This window comes from Pelotalea chapellei (genome assembly GCF_018531195.1).
GTDB lineage: Bacteria > Desulfobacterota > Desulfuromonadia > Geobacterales > Pseudopelobacteraceae > Pelotalea > Pelotalea chapellei.
This window is the reverse complement of the sequence record NZ_JAHDYS010000004.1, coordinates 179,641-198,611: the sequence shown is the minus strand read 5'-3', so window position 1 is coordinate 198,611 and position 18,971 is coordinate 179,641. Positions and strand designations below refer to the sequence as shown.

The 18,971-nt window shown below is 54.3% G+C and carries 18 protein-coding genes and 1 tRNA gene; 4 read left to right on the top strand and 15 right to left on the bottom strand.

Translation table 11 applies throughout. From position 1 onward, the window contains the following. Positions 1–17 precede the first annotated feature (17 nt). The 10 genes from KJB30_RS05870 to KJB30_RS05825 all read right to left on the bottom strand — a co-directional run bounded on the left by KJB30_RS05870 (position 18) and on the right by KJB30_RS05825 (position 12,169). Complete coding sequence (locus KJB30_RS05870) at positions 18–3,155, bottom strand: efflux RND transporter permease subunit (RefSeq protein WP_214297010.1); 3,138 nt, start codon at positions 3,153–3,155, stop codon at positions 18–20. Then, on the bottom strand, positions 3,152–3,586 hold the full coding sequence (locus KJB30_RS05865; RefSeq protein ID WP_214297009.1) for a GxxExxY protein: 435 nt from the start codon (positions 3,584–3,586) through the stop codon (positions 3,152–3,154). Before KJB30_RS05865 ends, KJB30_RS05870 begins: the two co-directional genes overlap by 4 nt. Before the next feature lie 80 nt (positions 3,587–3,666). Then, positions 3,667–5,037 carry an efflux RND transporter periplasmic adaptor subunit gene (locus tag KJB30_RS05860; RefSeq protein WP_214297008.1) on the bottom strand — a complete coding sequence of 457 codons (1,371 nt, stop codon included), beginning with the start codon at positions 5,035–5,037 and terminating at the stop codon, positions 3,667–3,669. 23 nt (positions 5,038–5,060) lie between these two features. Continuing rightward, entirely contained in the window at positions 5,061–6,446 is a 1,386-nt protein-coding gene (locus KJB30_RS05855; RefSeq protein WP_214297007.1) for a TolC family protein, read from the bottom strand. A gap of 205 nt (positions 6,447–6,651) precedes the next feature. Then, positions 6,652–8,049 (bottom strand): sigma-54-dependent transcriptional regulator, encoded by a 1,398-nt coding sequence (locus KJB30_RS05850; protein ID WP_214297006.1) that lies wholly within the window; start codon positions 8,047–8,049, stop codon positions 6,652–6,654. Next, positions 8,046–9,164, bottom strand: coding sequence for a two-component system sensor histidine kinase NtrB (locus KJB30_RS05845; RefSeq protein ID WP_214297005.1), 1,119 nt, complete (start codon positions 9,162–9,164; stop codon positions 8,046–8,048). Before KJB30_RS05845 ends, KJB30_RS05850 begins: the two co-directional genes overlap by 4 nt. Positions 9,165–9,185: 21 nt before the next feature. Continuing rightward, complete coding sequence (locus KJB30_RS05840; RefSeq protein ID WP_214297004.1) at positions 9,186–9,857, bottom strand: ABC transporter ATP-binding protein; 672 nt, start codon at positions 9,855–9,857, stop codon at positions 9,186–9,188. Positions 9,858–10,114: 257 nt separating this feature from the next. Continuing rightward, the gene (locus KJB30_RS05835; protein ID WP_214297003.1) at positions 10,115–11,275 is read right to left on the bottom strand and encodes an ABC transporter permease; all 1,161 of its coding nucleotides are present in this window, start codon (positions 11,273–11,275) and stop codon (positions 10,115–10,117) included. Beyond that, positions 11,275–11,736, bottom strand: coding sequence for a DUF2318 domain-containing protein (locus tag KJB30_RS05830; RefSeq protein WP_214297002.1), 462 nt, complete (start codon positions 11,734–11,736; stop codon positions 11,275–11,277). The genes KJB30_RS05835 and KJB30_RS05830 overlap by 1 nt, the downstream gene beginning before the upstream one ends. 16 nt (positions 11,737–11,752) lie before the next feature. Further along, complete coding sequence (locus KJB30_RS05825) at positions 11,753–12,169, bottom strand: cation transporter (RefSeq protein WP_214297001.1); 417 nt, start codon at positions 12,167–12,169, stop codon at positions 11,753–11,755. A 320-nt stretch (positions 12,170–12,489) separates the two neighbouring features. Between KJB30_RS05825 and KJB30_RS05820 the strand changes: the two genes are divergently transcribed. The 4 genes from KJB30_RS05820 to KJB30_RS05805 all read left to right on the top strand — a co-directional run bounded on the left by KJB30_RS05820 (position 12,490) and on the right by KJB30_RS05805 (position 14,145). After that, a tRNA-Asn gene (locus tag KJB30_RS05820) sits at positions 12,490–12,565 on the top strand. Between the two features lie 286 nt (positions 12,566–12,851). Continuing rightward, positions 12,852–13,061, top strand: a complete 210-nt coding sequence (locus KJB30_RS05815) for a hypothetical protein (RefSeq protein ID WP_214297000.1) — start codon at positions 12,852–12,854, stop codon at positions 13,059–13,061. Positions 13,062–13,090: 29 nt separating this feature from the next. Continuing rightward, positions 13,091–13,516, top strand: a complete 426-nt coding sequence (locus tag KJB30_RS05810; RefSeq protein ID WP_214296999.1) for a DUF1499 domain-containing protein — start codon at positions 13,091–13,093, stop codon at positions 13,514–13,516. Continuing rightward, complete coding sequence (locus KJB30_RS05805) at positions 13,513–14,145, top strand: SOUL family heme-binding protein (RefSeq protein WP_246545521.1); 633 nt, start codon at positions 13,513–13,515, stop codon at positions 14,143–14,145. The genes KJB30_RS05810 and KJB30_RS05805 overlap by 4 nt, the downstream gene beginning before the upstream one ends. Before the next feature lie 14 nt (positions 14,146–14,159). Here KJB30_RS05805 and KJB30_RS05800 read toward each other — a convergent pair whose 3' ends face one another. From KJB30_RS05800 to KJB30_RS05780, 5 genes are all read right to left on the bottom strand, one after another. Beyond that, positions 14,160–15,362, bottom strand: a complete 1,203-nt coding sequence (locus tag KJB30_RS05800; protein ID WP_214296998.1) for an MFS transporter — start codon at positions 15,360–15,362, stop codon at positions 14,160–14,162. A 17-nt stretch (positions 15,363–15,379) separates the two neighbouring features. Next, the gene (locus tag KJB30_RS05795; protein ID WP_214296997.1) at positions 15,380–15,721 is read right to left on the bottom strand and encodes a DUF1904 family protein; all 342 of its coding nucleotides are present in this window, start codon (positions 15,719–15,721) and stop codon (positions 15,380–15,382) included. After that, the gene (locus KJB30_RS05790) at positions 15,709–17,703 is read right to left on the bottom strand and encodes an FUSC family protein (protein WP_214296996.1); all 1,995 of its coding nucleotides are present in this window, start codon (positions 17,701–17,703) and stop codon (positions 15,709–15,711) included. The genes KJB30_RS05795 and KJB30_RS05790 overlap by 13 nt, the downstream gene beginning before the upstream one ends. Beyond that, positions 17,700–18,164 (bottom strand): MarR family winged helix-turn-helix transcriptional regulator, encoded by a 465-nt coding sequence (locus KJB30_RS05785; RefSeq protein ID WP_214296995.1) that lies wholly within the window; start codon positions 18,162–18,164, stop codon positions 17,700–17,702. The genes KJB30_RS05790 and KJB30_RS05785 overlap by 4 nt, the downstream gene beginning before the upstream one ends. Positions 18,165–18,427: 263 nt before the next feature. After that, positions 18,428–18,922 (bottom strand): PaaI family thioesterase, encoded by a 495-nt coding sequence (locus tag KJB30_RS05780; RefSeq protein ID WP_214296994.1) that lies wholly within the window; start codon positions 18,920–18,922, stop codon positions 18,428–18,430. Between the last annotated feature and the right edge of the window lie 49 nt (positions 18,923–18,971).

Here is an 18,971-nt window from a genome sequence, read left to right as displayed (position 1 = left end):
AAGCCTGATACGAGGGTTCAATGCTTCATTCCTGAATAATGCAGCTTCCCTTTCTTTAAATCCCGTTTTTTCATCATTACAAAGATCACCGGCGTCATGATCAATACATGCACCGCCGAAGAGATCATCCCGCCGATCATTGGCGCGGCAATCGGCTTCATCACATCGGCTCCGGTACCGGAAGACCACATGATCGGCAACAGACCCAGCAGAGCCACTGCTACAGTCATAAGCTTGGGCCTGAGCCTGAGTACAGCCCCTTCAAAGGCGGCATCGTAGATATCCTGCTCCGTGCAGGGACCGTTGATCAGTTTCTTGTCCAGGGCCTCGTGCAGGTAAATGACCATTACTACACCGGTTTCCACGGCGATGCCGTACAGAGCGATAAAGCCGACCCACACTGCCACCGACAGGTTATACCCCAGTGCCGAAACCAGGTAGACCCCACCCACCAGGGCGAATGGTACCGAAAGCATGACCATGGAGGCTTCCAGGGCCGAGTGGAAGGTAAAGTAGAGCAGGATGAAGATGATCAGGATGCCGATCGGCACCAGCATCTGCAGGCGTGCTTTGGCGCGGATCTGGTTTTCCCACTGGCCGGACCAGGCCACATAGTAGCCTGGCGGCAGCTTGAGATTCTTTTCCAGCACCTGCTTGGCCTCGGTGACAAAGCCACCCATATCCCGGCCGCGGACGTTGAGGAATACCAGTGAACGCAGGAGTCCACCCTCACTGTTGATCTCCGGCGCGCCGGTGGAGATTTTCAATCTTGTTACCAGTGAGAGTGGTACCTGGGTGCCTCCCATCCCTGATACAAGGATGCGGCGGATGGCCGGGATGTTGTCCCGGTAGTCGCGCAGGTAGCGGATGCGGATCGGGAAGCGGTTTCTGCCTTCAACCGTTGTGGAGAGCATCTCGCCCCCCAGAGCGGTCTCGATCACATCCTGGATGTCACCGACATTCACACCATAACGGGCCGCCGCTTCCCGATCGATGTCAATGTCGATGTAATTGCCGCCGGTGACCCGTTCTGCCACCACGTCAGCTGCGCCGTTAATCGGTTTGAGGATTGTTTCGGTCTGCAGCGCCAGATCTTTCAGCACATTCAGATCATTGCCGAAAATTTTGACTCCCAGGTCTGTTCGCACCCCGGTGGAGAGCATGTTGATGCGATTGATGATCGGCTGGGTCCAGCCGTTGCGGACGCCGATCTGCTGGAGCTTGGAGTCCAGCTCAGCCACAATGTCGGCCTTCTTCATCCCTGCCCGCCATTTGTCCTTGGGCTTGAGGATGATGATGCTTTCGAACATTGAAACCGGCGCCGGGTCGGTGGATGTTTCGGCCCGGCCCACCTTGCCGAGTACATGCTCGACCTCGGGGACACTTTTGATGATGGTGTCCTGTACCTGGATGATGCGTTTGGCCTCGGTAATCGAGACATTGGGGAGCGTGACCGGCATGTAGAGCAGGGATCCCTCATCCAAAGGGGGCATGAATTCACTGCCCAGCTGCATGAACAGGGGAACGGCAATCAGCAGGGCCACGATGTTCAGGGCAATGGTTGTTTTCTTCCAGACCAGTACCCAGCGGATGACTGGCGAATACAGCTTGATAAAGAAGGTCGAAACCGGATTGGAACTCTCCGGCGGCATCTTGCCCCGCATGAAGAAGTACATCAGCACCGGCACCAGCGTGATGGCAATAATAGCCGAGCCCATCATAGAGAAGGTTTTGGTGAAGGCCAGGGGGTGGAACATCTTGCCTTCCTGTCCCTCCAGCAGAAAAACCGGCACAAAGGAAAGCACGATGATGGCCAGGGAAAAGAAGATAGCCCGCCCGACCTGTTTGGCCGAAGTAATCACTACTTCCAGCCGTTTGCCGGCACGTTCCTCGGGCGGCATCTCGGACAGGTGGCGGTAGCAGTTCTCCACCATGATTACCCCGGCATCCACCAGCACCCCGATGGCGATGGCGATGCCCCCCAGGGACATGATGTTGGAGCTGACCCCCATCAGTTTCATGGTGATAAAGGCGATCAGGACGGAGATCGGCAGGGTTAGCACGATGACCAGCGCGCTCTGGAAATGCAGCAGGAAGATCAGGATCACCAGCGAAACGACGACCGATTCCTCCACCAGATTGTGTTTCAGGGTGTCAATCGCCCGCTGGATCAAGTCGGAGCGATCGTAGGAAACCATGATCTTTACGCCCGGAGGCAGTCCCTTTTCCAGTTCCTTGATCTTGGTCTTGACCCGGTCGATGACCTCCTTGGCGTTCTCGCCGTAGCGCATGACCACGATGCCGCCCACGGCCTCGCCCTCGCCATTCATCTCCAGCAAGCCACGTCTGATGGCGCCCCCCATCTGGACCGTGCCGAGGTTTTTGACGTAGATCGGTGTCCCGCGCATGTCGGCACCGACTACAATGTTCTCCAGGTCTTGCTTGGATTTGACATAGCCGCGTCCGCGGATCAGGTATTCGGCGTCAGCCTGTTCAATCAGGCGGCCGCCAACATCCTTGTTGGCCGCCTTGACTGCTTCCATGACCTTTCCGGAGGTGACTTTGTAGGAAAAGAGCTTGGTGGGGTCCAGGTCGATCTGGTATTCGCGCACCAGGCCGCCGATGGAGGCCACCTCGGCCACACCCTGGACGGTGTTGAGCTGATACCGCACGAACCAGTCCTGCAAAGTGCGCAGCTGCTCCAGGTCGTAGCCTTTGCCCTCGATGGTATACCAGAAGACATGGCCCACGCCGGTGCCGTCAGGGCCGAGAGTAGGGACTACACCGGGTGGCAGCAGCGAGGCTGCATAATTGAGCCGCTCAAGGACACGGGTTCTTGCCCAGTAGATGTCGGCCTTGTCTTCAAAGATGACGTAGATCATCGAGAAGCCGAAGGCTGAAGAGGCCCGTACGGCACGGACCTGTGGCAGTCCCTGCAGGTTGACCGCCAGCGGGTAGGTGACCTGGTCCTCAACCACCTGCGGTGAACGACCGGGATAATCGGTAAAGACGATTACCTGGTTGTCGGACAGATCCGGTATGGCATCCACCGGTGTCTTGTAGACCGACCATCCCCCCCAGGCGATGATCAGTCCGAAGATCATCAGGACAATGACCCGATTGCGGGCGGAGTATTCAATAATTTTTTCGATCATGTTGGGAACACCTTAGAGGCAATAGAACGCGGATTAGACGGATTGAGCGGATTTTCGCAGATTTTGTTCTGTGTAAAGATTACCCTCTTAAACTCGGCACTAGGACCAAAATTGAAAAGAAGGCCTACTTCTATACCAGTCGCTTTCAGATAATTAGTTAGTTGCGCCGCGTGTTCCTTACGCACGGCTTCAGCTGCCTTAAGTTCAATAATTACAGAATTATTGACAACGATATCGGCAAAGTACTCACCGACTACGATCCCTTCATAATGAACGGCCAAAGGTTTCTGCTGCTCTACATTAAGCCCCTGTTTTCGCAACTCAATAAGCAGGGCATTTTCATAATTTTTCTCAAGAAAGCCATACCCTAGAGTATTGTACACGGTGTAGAACGCCCCGATTATTATATCTGTCAACTCTTTCTGAAGCATGGTTTCCTCCCTTCCCTTTAGCAAATAATCCGCGAAAATCCGTCCAATCAGATTTGATCCGCGTTCTATTGCCTCTGACATCACATCTTCATATCATCCATCTTCAATGAATCCTTTTTCGCTGGCGTCGCAGGGGTTTGTCCCTTCGTCTCCGGTTTGTCACCGTGCTTGCTGTGGTCCTGACCACCGCCACCTTTTAACTGGGATTCCGAGTCAATCAGGTAGGAACCTGAAACCGCAACCTTGTCACCAACTTTGATGCCGGACAGGATCTGCACTTTATCGTCAATACGTTCGCCAACTTGTACCTCACGCGGTTCAAATATCCCTGGAGACATTTCGACCCAGATCAGCTGGCGTTTACCGGTGTCGATCACCGCAGTTACCGGGACGACGATTCCTTTTGCCAGCGGCATTCTGATGATCGCATTGACGAACATATCCGGCTTCAGTTTGTGGCCCGGGTTGGACAGTTCCACGCGAGCCTTCACTGTGTGGGTTTTGGGGTCGTGAAAGGGGTAGACGAAGCTGATCCTGCCGTTGGATACTGCGCCATGTTCTGTTGCGGAGCGTATTTCCACCTGCTGCCCGACCCGCACAAAAGGAACTTCATTTTCAAAGACATCTATTTCTACCCAGACTTTTGAGAGATCGGCGATATTGAAGAGCACCTCACCAACATTGACATATTGTCCCTGCTGGACCATTTTTTCGATGACAACACCGGATAGCGGCGTATAAATCGGCAAGCGAATATTGGGCTTTCCTGCTTTTTCCAGTTCGGCGATTTGTTTTTCCTTGACACCGTACAGCACCAGCCGCTGTTTTGCAGAAGCTACCAGGCTATCACCGTTTTGCGATATGGAGGAAATCGGTGAATTTTTTAACTGGTCTCGGCTCTTTACCGCCAGCAGGTATTCCTGCTGGGTTGCCAGGAGGTCGGGCGAGTATATTTCTGCCACCGGCCTGTTCTGGCTTACCTGCGCCCCTACCGTATCGACGTTCAGTTTGTCAATGCGGCCGGCGATCCAGGCGGTAACCTTGGCCTGGCGTGACTGATCGAATTGTACGATACCTACTGCGTTGATTTCCTTGTTCAGGGTGCCATTTTTTGCCTCGATGGTGGCAACGTTGGCCATGATCCGCTGGTTTGCCGACATCGAGACCTGTCCAAGCATTTCTCCCTGTTGGTTTTGTTCTGCGGTCTGGGCACCGCCTGCGGCTCCATCGATCTTCTTGATCAACTCCATGCCGCAGATCGGGCAGGTTCCCGGCTTGTCCTTGATGATAAAGGGATGCATCGAGCAGGTGTAAAGCTGTTTGCCCTGAGCCACTTTCTGGTCGGTTGCCGTGCCCGGATGTTTCTGTTGCCACAGGAACCAGCCACCACCCCCTGCCGCAGCCAGAATGAGTACCAGCAGGGGGATTGCGATTTTTTTGTTCAGAGCCATGATCGTACCTCGGTGCGGTAATTTTAATGATGTTGTGGATGCTCGGGTGCAGGTGCTGCCGGTGATGCTGTTTGTGGCTGATCCAACGCAGCCGCCGGCGGAACTGCCGTCTGCATTGCCGGCATAGATACAAGATCGGTTCCGATGGCCGCTTCTAGTTGCGCCAGTTTCATCATGTACTCAGCCTGCGACTCGTACAGTTCCCGTTCATAGTTGAACAGACTCATTCTGCCGTCGAGGAGGGTCAGAAAGTCGACTTTGCTCACTCGATAGCTGATGATGGCGGATTCCAAAGATTGCTCCGCCTGTGGGATGATGCCCCCCTTGTAGAGCTCTATCAGCTTGCTGCGTCGTTCCAGTTGGGCCAGGGTGTCATTGATGGTGTACGAGATGTTATTCTTCAATCCGTTCAGTTCTTCCATGGCCATGTTCGTTTCCGATGTTGATTCGGCCAGCATCGCCCGGCGGCGTGCCTGCTGGAAGGGCAGGTTGAAGGTCACGCCGACGGTAAACATGTTATAGCCGGGGTCACTTACCATTTCTGTCGAAACGGCTTCCTTGAACATATACTCGAAGGACAGGTTAAAGTCAGGATAGAACTCTTTTCTCGCCAGACGATGAGACGCTTCTCCCTTGTTTGCGAGACTGATAAGGCTTTTGATCTGGGGGCGATTTTCATAGGCCGCCTGATTCAGCTGTTCGACGGAGAGCGGGGGCTGCGGCAGTTCAAAGTCTGCAATGGGACCAATCGCAGTCGTGCCGGGGCGAGAGAGCAGGTAATTGAGATTTGCTTCCAGGCTTTTGCGCTGCTGGCGCAGGTTGATCTGCATGTCGAGCATCTTCGATTTTTCCAGGCCGGCCTTGTAGATGTCCTGCTGTACCCCTTGGCCAACCGAATACTTCGACTCGGCAATAGTCACGAAGTCGCCCAGAATCCTCAGGTTTTTGTCAACAATCCCTGAAAATTTTTCAACAGCCCAAAGTTGGTAGTACGTCTCTTTGACCATACGAATCAGCTCAAGCTTGCGCTCTTCATTGGCCCATTTGTAAGACTCCCCCTCATATTTGGCAACTTCCTTTTGGAGAGCACGTTTGCCCCAGAAGGGAAGTTGTTGTGAGATGCCGATCACCTTGGCGGACTGAGGGTCCTTGTTGAAAACGAGCGGCTCACGGGCAAGCATGTTCTGGAGTTTGAACATGAACATCGGGTCTTCAAGATTGCCAGCCTGTTGAGCCTTATTGGCAAACATCCGCCAACGGGCCTGGGATGACTTTAATTCCGGATTGTTCGCCACAGCAGTAGCTATAAGATGCGACAGGTCTTCGGCAGGTAATTTTTGTTCGCCTGACCATGCCACGGCAGCAGAAAAAGAAAACAGCATCAGGGCAAATGCGAGGTTTTTTATCATAAGTAACTCCTGAAGGTAGTGTCGAACAGGATTACACGGATCATGCCAAAGTTTTAAGTTGCTAAAAAGCAAAGGACTAACATGCATAGCCCTCAATAATTGTGAAGAATATTCTTCAGTATGGATCAATATTCTGCACTAATCATGTGTAATTATACTTCAATGTTCTTTTTCTGTGATTACATTACTTCTTCCACATGCAGGGTTACTGCTGACTAGGCATCTCACCCGTTGATTTGATGGGCGGAATAATCTCGTATTTTTCCATGCGGTAGATCAGGGTGTGCCGCGGAATGCGCAGAAATCGCGCAGCCGCAGTCTGGTTCCACTGGTTACGCTCCAGAGCCTGCACCACAACCTCACGTTCCAGCTGCTCAAGCGAGTAGCCTTCTTCCGGCAGATTGATCACAGTCCCCGCTTCGCCGGCGGAGGCTTGGCCAGCGCCGGTGCTGATCTTTTCAGGCAGATCCTCCAACGTTATGGTGGCACCGTTGCGCATGATCAACAGGCGCTCCACCGTGTTTTCCAGTTCCCGTACGTTTCCGGGCCAGTTGTAGGAGACGAGCTTGTTCAAGGCCTGCTTGTCAAAGGTTACCTGGTCCGCACCATGTTTCCCGCAGAAGTAGCGCAGCAGCAGGGGGATGTCGTCGCGCCGCTGCCGCAGCGGGGGGAGGTGGATCGGGATCACCGCCAGGCGGTAATAGAGATCTTCTCGAAAAAGACCATCTGCCAGCGCTTTTTCCATGTCCAGATTGGTTGCTGAAACCACCCGCACATCCAGCTTGTGCGCCGTTGTGCCTCCCACCGGCTCGATCACGCGCTCCTGCAGGGCTCTCAGCAGTTTTGGCTGTAACTCAACCGGCAGTTCGCCGACTTCATCCAGAAACAGCGTGCCTCCGTCAGCCATCAGAAATTTGCCTGTCTTATCCTTGATTGCCCCGGTAAAGGCGCCCTTGACATGGCCGAAAAGTTCGCTCTCCAGCAGGTCACGGGGTATGGCCGCGCAGTTGATGGCGACAAAAGCCTTGTTTCTGCGTCCGCTGCGGGTATGGATCGAGCGGGCGACCAGTTCCTTGCCGGTGCCTGATTCACCGGTAATCAGCACCGACGCTTCGGTGTCAGCCACCTTGTCCACTACCTGAAAAACTTTCTCCATGGCATGGGATGTACCTACCATTGTGCGGAAGTCGGCCCGGTCTGAGAGCTCGTCCTTCAGGCGCCGGTTCTCCGCAGCCAGTCCGGTGAATTGAAGCGCCTTGTTTACTGTCATGCGCAGTTCTTCACGATTGAAAGGCTTGGTAATGTAGTCGTAGGCTCCCAGTTTCATGGCCTCAACAGCCACATCCACCGTGCCGAAAGCGGTAATGATTATGACCAGTGTCTCGGGCGAGCGCTCCTTGATCGCCTTCAGCACCTGGGTGCCATCCATGCCCGGCATCTTCATGTCCGTGATGACCAGTGCCGGGTTGACCTGGTCGAACAGCCCCAATCCCTCTTCGCCGGAAGCGGCGGTGGCCACGGCGTAGCCGGCCTCCTGGAGGTTGTATTCCAGCACCCGTCTGAGCGAGGTGTCATCGTCGATAATCAGAATCCTGGGCTTCATTGTTCCTGTCCCTCCGCCAGCACCGGCAGTTGTACGATTACTTCCGTGCCGGCGCCGATCCCGCTCTTTACTTCCAGTGTTCCGCCATGACCTTCGATGATCTTCTTCGTAATGGCCAGTCCCAGGCCGGTGCCGTCCGCTTTGGTGGTGAAAAAAGGTTCAAAAATATGCTGAACGGTTTCTTCGTCAATACCGGGACCGCTGTCCCTGAAGCAGATTTCATAATACAGCGCTTCGCCGGAAGCTGTCTGCCGATGGGAGATGATGACGTTGCCGTCGGTTGGAGTGGCTTGCAGCGCATTCATGATGATGTTCAGGAACGCCTGGCGCAGTTTTTCCCCGTCGCCCCGTACCAGGGCATCCCCCTTGAAAGGCTCCAGTACGAGCTTGATGTGGCGATCTCTGGCATCGCTGCCGGTCAGGGTCACGATCATTTCCAGCTCTTCGCGCAAGGAGCAGCGGCGCATTTCAACCGCCTGGGGCCGTGCCATGCGCAGAAAATCCTCTACCACATGATTGAGCCGATCGGTCTCCTTAATCTGGATCTCAATGAACTCAAACTTGGGGTTGCCCGGTTGATAGTCGTCCCGCAGGATCTCTGCTGTTCCGCGGATGGAGCCGAGCGGATTCCTGATCTCATGGGCCAGAACCGCCGCCATTTCTCCTAATGTTGAAAGTCTTTCTGCCCGCCGCAGTTGCTCTTCGATGGTGATGATCCGCTCCGACTGAAGCCGAAGCGCATTGTAGGATTCCTCCAGGCCATGTGCGGTTTTTTCGAGCTCGATGCTACGCTCCCGTTCGCGCTGGGAGAGCAGTCCGGTGATGCCGCCGACCACGTTGTACATGACGATTTCCAGGTACTTTTCCATTTCCAGGGTTAGTCCGCCCCCCCACTGGAACAGAATGTGCGGGGCATAGACAATGCTGACTGCCAGGGAACAGATCAGCCCCCCGCGGAGGCCGAACCAGATGGCTGCCAGGATGATGGGCAGGTAATAGAAGCGCTGAAAGATGTCATGGAGATAGTGGAGGTGCAGGGGGGTCAGGTAGTGCAAAAGACTGATCGCAAGGATGGAAAGGGCCAGAAGCCCGATGCGTATGATGGTGGATTTCATGTGAACGTTATAACCCAGAGTTCAAGAGTTCACAACCTTCCCATCCCTCAAGGCAATGGTCCGGTCCGCATACCTGCCGTTTTCTGCGTTGTGGGTGACCATGACAATTGTCTGGCCGGCGTCATTGAGCTCCCGGAAGAGAGCCATGACATGCTCGCTTGTGGTGGAATCAAGATTGCCGGTCGGCTCGTCTGCCAGCAGGATATGTGGATTGTTCACGATCGCCCGGGCGATTGCGACACGTTCCTGTTCGCCGCCGGAAAGCTGGTTGGGCAGACGGTCTGTTTTTGCGCCGAGTCCCACCTGTTCCAGCGCCTTGCAGGCTGCACTTTTTTTGTCGTGCGTACTCATTTTGACAATGGCCAGGGGCAGCATCACGTTTTCAACGGCAGTCAGGTAGGGCAGCAGGTGAAACGACTGGAACACAAAACCGAGGTGCTGCGCCCGAAAGTCGGCCAGTTCTTCTCCCGGTAAATCGTAGAGTTTTACTCCGGCCATCTCGACTTCGCCGGCTGTAGGATGGTTCATCCCCCCCAACACCGACAGAAGTGTGCTCTTGCCGGAGCCGGAGTGTCCCATGATGGTAATGAATTCGCCCGCTTCGATGGAAATGTCCACTCCTGCAAGGGCTTCTATGGTGTCTTCGCCACTGGTGTAATGTTTTTTCAGGTTGTTGATTTCGATAAGTGCCATTGTGCTGCTCTCCAAGATGGGTTGTTGAAAAACAGCCATCTCGCCGCCGTCCTCGGAAGCCACCTTGTGCGGCGTAGCGCTGGCCCCCTCCCTATCACTCCCCCATAAAAGGGGAGGGCATTCAGTTCCCTCTCCCTTTATGGGAGAGGGTGGCCAAAAGCCGGGTGAGGGGCCTCCGCGGGGCTTTCTCCGGGGGCGACGATCTGACTATTTTTGAACAACCTGAGTATTTCAAAAGCCTTCAAAGGTTTGAATTTCTACAACGCCCGTAATGCCTCGGTAGGATCCATTTTGGACGCATGCAGTGCCGGATAGAGGCTGGCCAGAAGCCCCAGCAACAATGCCAGGCCGACTGAACCGCCTGCCACGGTTGCATCCCAGGCAACGTGAGCGTTTTTGCTCTCTGCCATTAAGGGCAGTGCGAGCGCGGCGCCCCCCATGCCGATCAGGTACCCCAGGCAACCGGCCAACAGGCTGACCAGGGCCGCCTCAAACAGGATGATGCGCATGATATGTTTCTTGCGGAAGCCGATGGCGCGGAACACGCCGATCTCGGTGGTGCGCTCGTTGACGCTCCCCATCATGGTGACAAAAACTATCAGGGAACCGATGAACACCACAACACCGGCCATGGCGTAGGAAAAGCGTTTAAACTGGTCAAGGGTCTTCAGGCGCCCCTCCACCACCTGCTGGATGGCTGACACTTTCGCGTCAGGCAGCTTCTCGGCAATCTGGGTGACCATGTCACTGATAGGACAGCCCGAGCAGAGTGCCGCCACTTCGGCCAGTGTGATCCTGCCCTGTTTGCCGAGCAGATCCTGAGCCTTTTTCAGGGAAGCAAAAACCAGGGCGTCATCCTGTGATCCGGTCTGTTCAAGCACACCGGATACCTTGAAGGTTTCTCCCTTGATCTGAAGTGTGTCTCCGGAGCTGACGTTCAGTACCTTGGAAGCATCACTTCCCAGCAGCAGCTGATTGTCTGTTGCAGGCGCCTCCCCGAAAATACGCCACCACTGTTTCATCTTCAGTTCACTGTCAAAATGAACGCCGACCAGCAGCACATCGTGCTTTCCAATTTGAATCCCTCCCAGAACCTTGGGGGCTATGGCGGAAATGTTTTTGTTGTTCGCGATGGTTTTTATCGCTGCCAGGTCCTCTTCGCGGATTTCGCGCTGATCAAATGTCACTCCTCCCAGGCCGATGCCGCCATAGTTCATGGAGAGGCCGTTGCTTTGGGGGGTGATCAGGATGTTGGCCCCGAATTCCTCCATCTTGTGCTCAATGTCACGAGACATGGAGCTGGTCAGAGTCATCAGGATCACAATCGTGGCGATGCCCACCATTAATCCGATGGTCAGAAACGCCATCTTTGCCTTGCGGCGTTTAAGGTTGTTGATGGAGATAGTGTGCAGCTTCATCAGAAGTATCTCGCTCCGTTTTTGAGGTCACTTACGTTGATGGTGACGGTGGTGCCGCTGATCTGGTTGGGCAGGTAGCCGGGGTTGCAGCCACCGGTCGCGTTGGGGCCAAGGCGATTAATGGCAAATTTCTGATTGCAGTTCTTGCAGTTCAGCTTGTCGCCCTGCTGCTCATAGCCTTTTTTGTCCCTGTAGCAGGCGTCGCAAGCGTCAAAGGCGGTTTTGATAGTGCCGTCGGCAGCCTTGACCGCGAAAAAGGCGATCTCCTTGCCGCTGTCGGTAAACTTGTAGAAGTGAGCCTTGCCGTCATTCACCTGGGCCACCGGCAATGAGACTACATTCCCTGTGGGTTTGACCTTTTCGTATTTGCCCAAAGAAAAAGCAAATACGCTGATGATGCTGACCAGCACTAAAGCGACAACACCTGCTGCTATTCCGAACTTCTGAGTATTCCGTGCCATTACTCGCTCCTTTTGGTTAACTTCTGTTTTTTGTATTGCATCCGCCGCTACCGCAGCAGCCGGATCGTGGTACGTTCTGCCCGATGTTTCGGCCTGTGATCTGCTTGAACTGTTCCGGGGTCAGGACGGTTTGAACAACATTGGTAAAGCCGGTTTCCTTCACCCGGCCGGACAATAGCTCCGGTTTCGCAGCATGGGAGTCATAGCCGATGATCACCCAGCCACCCGGCACGTCTACTTCAACAGCGGCAACGCCTTTTTCTGTTTCCAGTGCCTTGGAAATCTTGCTGGAGCAGCTGCTGCAGGTCATGCCCCCTGTTTTCAGGACAGCAACTGAATCGATAGTTGCGCCTGTTCTGACATATAACGCCAATACCGTCAGCAGGGTGCCCACCAGCAGGATCAGAATGGCATTGATTATCTTGTTTTTCATTGGGTCCTCTTTTTCTGTATTTCAGGATGTGTTTCCTACATTATCAAGTACTATGCCAAGTCGGTCTTCAAGAATTCTACTGTAATTGCAGTATAATAGAAACGTGGATCTCAGCGTGAGAAAATAACAGGAGAATATTCAACAAAACTGTTGAGTATTCCACGGTCTGCTGCCAGGGCAGTGTATTCGGGGGTGAAGAAAAAACTCTCCCGACTTTTTGCAACTATGATTATTTGGTATTGACAGCTCTTTGGAACTGATGGTATAAACCCGCTTACCTTTTGGACGGCCCGTCTTGACAGGTTTCCAAAAGATCATATTCCCCAATAGCTCAGTCGGTAGAGCAGGTGACTGTTAATCACCTTGTCCCTGGTTCGAGTCCGGGTTGGGGAGCCAGAAAAAACAGGGAGTTACGATTAAGTTCGTAGCTCCCTTTTTTTGTTTTGTCTGGTGTGAAAGTACCCTTTATTGCCACCAGATTGCAGGTCACATTGCTCCGCATCCCTCCATGCCGCCAGCTGTTTTCCCTGAGCTGTATCCGGTGCTGTCGCGGCAGAGTTTTTAACTGTAAATGTTTCTCTGACAAACTATAGTAACCATCTATAATAGCCGCTACATTATAATAGCTGAGTAAAGTCTGCTTCTAGAAAATGATGGGGTGAGGACTGATGCGCTTTGGTTTGTGTTGCCAATTAAAGAGGAAAAAATTTCCTTCCGCACGACCACCGCCAAAGCGCTGCTCGCCATGAACCGTAGCGAGCAGCTGCTCAACCTGTCCTGGCAGCAGAAACCTGGCATATATCCAGTCGTGAGCAATACTGCCATTTGTCATCACCCAGAGCTGGCGGTGGTAACGTTGATGGCTGAATTGAAACGTGGAGGCAGTCAATGATAGTAAGGTTGCGAGGAAGGGGCATCGTCATGTGTGCATTTTCAGGCCTACTGGCAGCCTGCGCCGGGGAACGCCCGAGCAATCTGGGGGTGCGGGGCGAGAGTTTGTCTTCCTGTCCGTCGTCGCCCAACTGTGTGTCCAGTCAGGCTTCCGATGAGCGGCACAGTATTGCACCGCTGGCATTCAATGGCGATCCTGATGCCGCATTTGCACGGCTGAAGCAGATTCTGGTGCAGCGCAACGACACTGTTGTTATCGAGGAAAGTTCGGGCTATCTGCGGGTCGAGTTGCGAACGATGTTGTTTGTTGACGATGGAGAATTTCTGCTGGACAGGGCTGGGCGAGTCATACACGTCCGATCCTCATCGCGGTTGGGGTATTCGGATCTGGGCAAAAACCGCAGCCGTATGGAGAATATCCGTCGTGGATTTTCACCGGTGGAGGTAAAACCATGAATATACTGATCGGATTGATCACGGCCATACTATTACTGCTGTTCACAGGAGCGACCATTGCCATGGCAACTGAAGAAGCCCCCTACACTCTGCTGAAAAGCGACGATATCTTCGAGTTGCGCGACTACCCGCCCCAGATCCTGGCGGAGATCATTGTCGACGGCGACTTGAAAGGTGCCGGTAACAAGGCATTCAGACCGCTTTTCCGCTACATATCCGGTGACAACAAATCTCGCAAAAAGATTACTATGACGGCTCCTGTTTCGCAGGAACAGGAGGGAGAGAAAATAGCCATGACCGCTCCGGTCAGTCAGCAGAGTATACAGGGAAAGTGGGCCGTCAGTTTCATGATGCCGGCCTCATTCACCATGGAAACCCTGCCTGTTCCAGATGATCCAAAGATTAAGCTGCGGCAGGTTCCCGGTCGCCGGGTGGCTGCCGTTCGATATTCCGGTTCCTGGAGTGAGGAGAAGTATCTGCTCAACAAAGACAAACTGGAAAAATGGATCAAAGATAACCGCTACACCGTTACCGGTGAACCGATCTGGGCTCGTTACAACCCACCTTTTACTCTTTGGTTTATGCGTCGCAACGAAATCATGATTCCGGTGACTGCAGGTGATAAGTGATACTGCCAAAGTCGCTATGATCGAATGCAGGATATGACCGATGCAGGTTGGCGATAAAGAAATCTGAACAGCAATAGTACAATCATCCCCACTGCACCACTCAGGAAAAAGCCGGCCCGAAAACCCTCCCCTTTGATGACCATCCCCATGCCAACCGAACAGAGCATCATGCCGGCATAGACGCTGGTGTTGTAGCATCCCATGGCGAGTCCCCGCATTTCCCGCGGTACAACATCGGCAATCAGTGCGCAGATAACCGTGAAGGCTACTCCCATGCTGACCCCCATCACTGCCGCAGCGGCCATCAGCGACACCACCGAGTGACAGAGCCCGAAGGCTGCCAGTGCCAGGGCAAAAACAGCCAGCCCGCCGGTTACGAGGAGACTCCGGTTCTTTACCCGATCGTAGAGCCGACCGGCAGGCAGACGCGAAAGTGCATTGGCCAGGGCCTGGGTTGCAAAAACGAACCCCACCGCCCCCGTAGTCATGCCTTGGCTCCGGATGTAGAGAGGCATGAAGGTGACAAACATACCGAAGCCGAAACAACCGCCGAGTGTGGCGACCAGACAGGCCACCAGCGGGCGATTGCTCATAAGGCTTTTCAGTAAAGGCATGATGGCAGGCGAAGCCAGGCCATCACGATCGTGAGCCGGGTGGGTAGGAAGGAAGAAGAGCGCAACGAAAAACATGATGAAGACCAACCCGCCAGCAACGAGGAACACCGGCCGCAGCCCAAGTGCCGTCCCAAGGAAGCCGCCGGCAGCCGGACCGAGTGTCATGCCGCCGTACAAAGCCATGGTATACCAGCCGTAGGCCTGCCCCAGCATCTCAGGCGGTGTGACATCAGCCACATAGGACATGAGGGTGGGTGAAAAGGCTGAAAGCCCCACACCAAACAGCAGATAAATGACGGCCATCTGTAACGGGCTGCTGCACCAGTAGAGCAGAAACGATGAACCGGCTAGCAGGATCATTCCTCCCTGCAGCGGCAGTCTGCGCCCAAGCCGGTCCGAGATGAGTCCCGACGGTATGGAGAGCGCACCCGCCATCAGCATGAACGCGCCGTTTATCATTCCCACCTGCACCGTGTCGGCGCCGAGCGACGTGGCGAACAGCGGGACGATCGGAATCCGCATATAGGAACCGAAGAAGCAGACGAAGCTGATGATGCATGCGGTCAGGAGCAAGCCGCCAGTTGAATTTCTACGTGAATTCATGTTGTAAACATTCCTGTTCAAGAACTTGCCGGCAGCCAGCTGATGTCCTGTAAAGGCATTCCTTCCTTGTAGTACAGGGAGGGAGCGAGCAGAACAAAGAAGATGTGAACATCCCCACAACCGTGCCTGCTGAGAATGGCATGAAGTGTTGCAGCAATGGCGTCATGTTTTTCCTGTGTCCGCGGAAACATATATATTTCGAGCGAGCGGGGCGTAGGCGTTATCTGCGTGATGCTGAGCAGCTCAACTTTTACAATTTCCCGTGGAACGGCCGCTGCACGGGAAAATTCCTCCACGAACAGCGGTGCCTGCTGTCGCACAAACTCTTCATCAAATCCTTTGAATCTCAGGTATGGCATTGACAATTTTTCCTCGTAACAAACGGCAATTGCGCCGGAGGTTGTTCATCACGAATGTGCAGGAGGGCTGCCTGAACTGATGAGTCATAATTTGCGTGATTGGCTTCCACTGCCCTGCTGAGGGTTGTGGAGACATCTTCCAGTATCGACAATATTTCTCTTGTTTGCGGAATAGCCGCGATGAGCTTTAGCATGGATTCCCGGATGGCGCCCAATGCCTCCGGGGGAATTCCATCGGCCCTTTCGGCTTCTCTCAACCGTTGCAGGTACCTGCCGATGGCCAGGGTTGCGAGTCCCCCCTCCACGATAGGATTTAGATCCTCATCCAGTTTTCTGGCGTTGGCGAGCATGCGCAGGACCCTGTGGTGCGTCCGGGCTCTACACTTCTCCACCAGCAGGAGTGAATCCGCTGCAGCCATACTGTTCAGATCGTGGACTATGGCGATCATGATTGAACGCAGCCGTCTGGCAGGATCGATCGGCAAGAGGAAGCGGAAAGCAAGGATGGCAACAGCGATTCCTCCCAGGCAGGCGAACCCGCCCGCCACAAAGCTGCTAGGTGGAGGGACGGCGGGCAATCCCGGCTGCATGACAAACAGGAAAAAGAGCAGGTAGTCCATGGCCCCAAGAGCTGTCCGGCGATGGGAGAGGGCAACAATGCCGACCATGAGAAAGGGAACGATGATGACCGCCTGGGTGAGCGTGTTACTGGTTCCCGGTAGCAGGAACAGTCGGCAGAGAAAGGCCGCTGCAACGCCGAGCGAGGCCCCCCGGAAAATATGAGAAAGCATGACTGACGGGCGGTCATGCGTGGAGAAAATACTGACCATGATAGATGTTGCCATCATCATGAGTGGGGCTCCATCCCAACCGGTCATGTGCCAGACAATACCGACTGCGGATATGGCTGCCGCAGCCCGGATTGCCGCACGCCCTGCCTCCTGCCAGTCGCGGTGTCGTACGAACCTGGTACTGGCCGGTCTTTCGATTTGAGGTGTTGTTGTGTCCCACTCATCCATGACGAGTTGTAGTGCATTGATCAGTTCACCCAATGTCTCACCCAGCAGGGGGGCGCGGATACTTGTTTCGGACAGAACCAGTCTCATCTCGGTAATATCAGGTCTGGTTGATCCCTGTTCGGCCAGGTGCAGTGCAACGTCTTCCAGGTGCCGGGCAAGGGATCCTCGCCAGGGTGCGAGGCGCGAATCCTGCCGGACCAGATGATCACCGGCCAGTTTGCCGGCTTCCAAAAGGGTCAGCAGCGAGACGATCAGATCTCTGATATGGCGCTTCCTGCGTTTGAGGTCCAGAGAGCCGGCCCAGGCGGCATCCACGGTGCCTTCGATGTCAGCGATCTCTACAAGGAGCTCTTGCCGCAGGGCAATCAATTCCTTGTCATTCCCTCCACGCACAAGCAGCGCCACCCATTCGATATTCTGAATGGTAACCCTGCGCAGGCGGTCCAGCAGTTCGCGTTTCGAGCGGCCATGGGAAAAGAGCAGGGTCACCGTCGTTGAGATGACGATTCCGATGACAATGCAGGCGATTCTTCCGAAAACCAGGTCGTGCAGGTGGGGTGGGTTGTTGTAGCCGGCCATGGCAATGACGGCGCCGGTGCAGGCGGCCACCATGGCACCATAGGAACGGAGACCGTACTGCAGGTTGCCGGCACCAACGCATGCCCCTAGCCAGAGGGCGAGCAGGATCGTTAGCATGGCCGGCGACCGGGAGGAAAGGAGCATCATCATTCCCGCCACTGAACCGGCGGCTGTGCCGATCAGCCGATAAAAGCTCTTTTCCAGGAGCAGTCCGCGAGTAGGCTGGATGACTATCAGCGCAGTCATTGCCGCCCAGTAAGGGCACTCCAGTTTCAGCAGGACTGCCACTGCCAGGGCGGCAATGGCGGCAACGGTCCCGCGGGCGGCAAGGACCAGGTGTGGCCACTCGCGGCGAAAAAGCAGCTGCAGGTTGCGATGCATCATCGCTTCACACGACTCCGCACGTCATTTAGGGTTGATTCCAGGGAGAGGATGAAATGTCCGAAGCGGGCGATGTCACTGTCGCTGAAGGAGCTGAGAAGTTCGTTTTCAAGAGGCATTACGATTCCCTTGATCCTGGCAACGATCAGCTGTCCTTCCGGCGTCAGGCAGAGCTGTTTCGCTCGACGGTCCGTACCATCTTCAGAGCGCTGGATCAGCCCCTTGGTTACCAGGGTATCGATAAGGCGGACAAGGGAGGGGCCTTCAATGCCGACAGATGCCGCCAGGTCTTTCTGGCGAACGCCGTCACCAAGGATGTGGAGGTGCAGCAGGGGACGCCAGGTGGCATCCGTCAATCCGGCGGCATTCAATTCACTATCCAGAACCTGGCGCCAGCGCCGTGCCAGGAGTCCAAGATGATAGAGAAGGTTGCTGCGATCGATTTTAGTGTTGGATATGTTCATATATAATGGATAGCACTCTATTTATTGTGTTGCTATTAGTTTATCTGTTCTCGCAATCGCGTGGATCACCGCTCTACGATCAATTCCTGGAAAACACCTACATTAGATTAGCCTCGTAAACATTAATGTTTTACCAGCAGGTGAATCAAGTTGTGGCCAGCCAGAAGAAGGCTCTTCCACAAGGGAGAAATAAGCTGGAATGGACGCAATGAACGCATTCAAATTCATATGAATTTTCCGACTTCACGAATCCACTCCCTTACCTATCTGATATTAATATTTTTGGGCTGAATGGTGATACAGAGACATTCCCCAACTGCATACGTAGTTTTCTCGCAATAAATGCGGCCATGAACCATTATTTTACGTCCCTCTGCGGATACGACCTTGGTCTCCACACTGACAACCTTATGCAACGGCAGCATGTTTCGGAAACTGACGCTCAGATTGCCGACCACTATCGAATACCCGGCAGCCCAGGCGGCCAGCCCCAGTACCTCATCCACCACAGCGGCCATTGCCCCACCGTGGGCGTGGCCGGGAGGCCCCTCAGTCTCAGGACCGAACCATACCTTTGCCTTGAGATGTTGAGTTGAGTCCAGATAATAGCTGACTCTAAAACGATTGCCTTCGGGATCGCCGGAAACAAAACGAAGTGAAGAACCGACGAATGCAGCGGCATCGAATGGGATCCAATTAATTTCTCCCCTTAGATCTGGTCTGTTGCTGCATGTACTGTTTGCATGTGTCTTATCCATTGCTGATGCTCCGTATGAATGTGATGTGATAAGTGACTGTCTTCCCTGG